This is a genomic window from Synechocystis salina LEGE 00031 (assembly GCF_015207985.1).
Classification (GTDB): domain Bacteria; phylum Cyanobacteriota; class Cyanobacteriia; order Cyanobacteriales; family Microcystaceae; genus Synechocystis; species Synechocystis salina.
Map to the genome: position 1 here is coordinate 1 of NZ_JADEVV010000115.1, position 1,121 is coordinate 1,121.

Consider the following 1,121-nt stretch of genomic DNA (forward strand, 5'->3'; position numbering starts at 1 on the left):
CGGCACTATCGCTGCCATCAGGACCTTGGTTCCCAGCATTATCCGTTATGAATGCACTTACCGTTAAAGTGGCACCTTCGGCGGGTACTGCTACCTGGGTGGTTACTACTCCGGCACTGATTTGGGCGGCGGTTAAGACGATGGTTTGGGGAGTGGTGCCATCGCTAATCGTCAGGCTATCTCCGGCTACCGCAGTTCCAGGTAATGCTACCGACACATCTACTAACCCGCTCAGCTCAGCACCATTGATGAAGCCGTCATTATTGGCATCTTCCGTAATCGTTACGGTGGGTGCTCCGGGGGCGATGGTATCTAATACGGCACTATCGCTGCCATCAGGACCTTGGTTCCCAGCATTATCCGTTATGAATGCACTTACCGTTAAAGTGGCACCTTCGGCGGGTACTGCTACCTGGGTGGTTACTACTCCGGCACTGATTTGGGCAGCGTTCAGCACAATGGTCTGGGGAGTGGTGCCATCGCTAATCGTCAGGCTATCTCCGGCTACCGCATTGCCAGGTAATGCCACCGATACATCTACTAACCCATTCAATTCTCCGCCACTGATGATGCCATCATTATTGGCATCTTCCGTAATCGTGACCACCGACGCTCCAGGGGCACTTGTATCTAATACAGTGATAGTCGAGGTGTCGGAGTCAGACAGAGCCCCCCCGGAACCGGTATTACCCCCGTCATCGGTGACCATGGTGAGGGTAACAGGACCGTTGAAGTCAGCGTTGGGTGCGAAAACAGGGGCAGAGCCGCCGCCCAGAAATGTATTGATATTGGCAACTGTACCGCTCAGAACAATAGAGCCAGTTCCAGAACCAGTTACTGTGACACTTCCCCCAGATAATGCAGATAAAGTCCCTGAATTAACTGACAGGTTTACGGTTACATTGCCTGTCCCAGCATCCACATCGCTTATGGACAAACTACTCAAGGTTAAGTTCGTGTTCTCATTGACGCTGAACGTTGACGTTAGGGTATTTACTGGTGGTTCATTGACCGGGGTAACGATGAAATTGAAGGTACTTGCTATTGGTGTTGAGCTATCTTCGTTGCCGTCTTCTACTAGGACATCAAAGGAGGCTGTTGTTGTTTCACCACCATCGTGC

2 protein-coding genes are annotated in these 1,121 nt (G+C 51.6%); one reads left to right on the forward strand and one right to left on the reverse strand.

The genetic code is table 11. The features are described 5' to 3' along the window. Positions 1–709: hypothetical protein (locus tag IQ217_RS18745; RefSeq protein ID WP_228025799.1), on the reverse strand; the 709-nt coding region annotated here is incomplete at its 3' end. On the opposite strand from IQ217_RS18745, the gene IQ217_RS19140 reads away from it, so the two are divergent. Further along, on the forward strand, positions 708–1,121 hold a 414-nt coding region (locus tag IQ217_RS19140), incomplete at its 3' end, for a hypothetical protein (RefSeq protein WP_228025800.1). The two genes, IQ217_RS18745 and IQ217_RS19140, sit on opposite strands and share 2 nt — an antisense overlap.